Below are 1,909 nucleotides of genomic sequence, written 5' to 3'. Positions count from 1 at the left end.
GGATCAACCCAAAATAAAAAATCAGCAACCGCCACCACATCTGCCACGATCAGCACCATTTTAGTGGTTGCTCCGCGCCAAGAAAACTTTAGCTACCGTTTCGATAAAGAAAAACGTGTGGTTTATAACACCGGTAACAGCGCCTTTCGTACTGTTGCAACCGGGGATTGCATGCCCAATGCAGTTACTCGTAATGAGAGTAATCGTTGCAGTGAGCGCTACTACGTGATGCCCGGACTCGGCGTGAAATTACAACAAGTCGATGTACAAAGTAAAAAAGCTACCGTCGGCGTTTGGCATAAAGAAGATTTTATCATTGTGAATTAATTTTATTTTTATAAGGATTCATTGTGCGTAAATCCGTGGTGGCACTGGGTATTGCTATATGCCTACTGTCCGAGAATACATATAGCCAAACCAATTTAAAGATTGGTCAGTATATTATTCCGAGTGTCTTTGCCACGGCATTGGAAGAAGGAATGACCATTCCCGTTTATTTACGTTACGATCTTTCTCAGCAATCGGTGTTGGAAGAACAAAACCGTAATAAAATCGCCGATGCGTTAGTGGTACTGAAAGATAATAAGATTGCGATTAGTTCAATAACACCAACCTTTGATGTGGACGATGATCATATCGCTTCAATCAACGAAAATGTGATGCAATTATTAGGTGATCTGAAAGATAAACCCTTTGATCAGAGCAGTAAGATTGTGCTCTCGCCAGATGCCTCGCTTAATTTTGATTTAAACTCGTTTATTATGACGTTAGATGTCAATGAAGCGGGTCTTGCAACACAAGTTAAAGCCCGTACTGAAGTCCTTGGCGAATCTACCGTTAGAAATATTTCGGCGGTCACGACCTATGACTTAGGGGTTTACAATAACCAACTTAAAAGCCAAAAAGACAATACCAACAGTTACTTCTCTGTTGATAGCATTTTAAGTTTTGCGGAAAACCACTTAAACCTTAGTGCCACCGCTTACGGCTTAGGAACGTCAGATCAAAGTGTTGATTTTTATCGTGCCATGTTTGAACGCGACTTTAATGGCCGGCGCTTGGCGTTTGGTCTGTTAAATACGTGGAATTTACAATCCCTCGCCAGCATGTCGGCACTGAACAGCAGTAAAGTGTATGGGATAAGCTACGGTAATAACTCCTCATCTAAGATCAACAATTCTCAACTTTCGCTTACACCGATCACTGTATTCTTACCCAGTGCCGGTGAAGTACGCGTATACCGCGATGGCAAATTAGTCAGCATTCAAAACTTCCCCATGGGAAGCTTTGAAGTCGATACGTCACAACTCCCTTTTGGTATTTATGAGGTCGATGTTGAAGTGGTGATTGACGGTAAAGTGCGCTCAAAGCAACGCCAAACCGTGAATAAATCCTACAATATGCGTGGAGCAACCCTAAATCAGTTTACGTGGGAGTTGTTCTCCGGTTATGTCGATTATAAAAAGCGGGTTAGAAAAAATAATAATGAATATGACACCAGCAAGGGCGATAACACGTGGTTAGTCGGGGGTGCTGGCTCAATAACATTAGGCGTTTTCTCTGGGTTGAATTTACAAGCATCCACCTATGCCTTTGATAATATTATGGTGTTAGAGAGTAATGCGAATCTGCAATTAACCGATACGTTATCCACCAGTTGGCAATCGCTGATTGCCAAAGATGGCAGCCACCGCAATATTATTACCGCTGCCTATTCGCTGCCAAAAAGCTTAGGCTCTTTGTGGATCAATAAAGAGCGAGGAAGTATGAAAGAGGACTTCCCTATGTACGACTCAAATAACTACTCGTTTGGTACCACGCTGAATTTCACGCAATTTTGGGAATACGCTGGCTCATTTACCTACTCTTACACCAAAGATTTACGTGATAAAAACAAATCAAAAAGCTT

Annotated in this window: 1 protein-coding gene and 1 pseudogene; both read left to right on the top strand. The window is 42.0% G+C overall.

What is annotated here, in order from left to right; translation table 11 throughout:
* A pseudogene (locus ABN099_RS18960) lies at positions 1 to 327 on the top strand (hypothetical protein); the annotation flags it as partial.
* 23 nt (positions 328 to 350) lie between these two features.
* On the top strand, positions 351 to 1,909 hold a 1,559-nt coding region (locus ABN099_RS18955; RefSeq protein ID WP_349465932.1), incomplete at its 3' end, for a TcfC E-set like domain-containing protein.

It is taken from the genome of Proteus hauseri (assembly GCF_040139125.1).
Taxonomy (GTDB): domain Bacteria; phylum Pseudomonadota; class Gammaproteobacteria; order Enterobacterales; family Enterobacteriaceae; genus Proteus; species Proteus hauseri_B.
The sequence above is the reverse complement of the archived record's forward strand: the minus strand, read 5'-3'. Positions and strand labels throughout refer to the sequence as shown.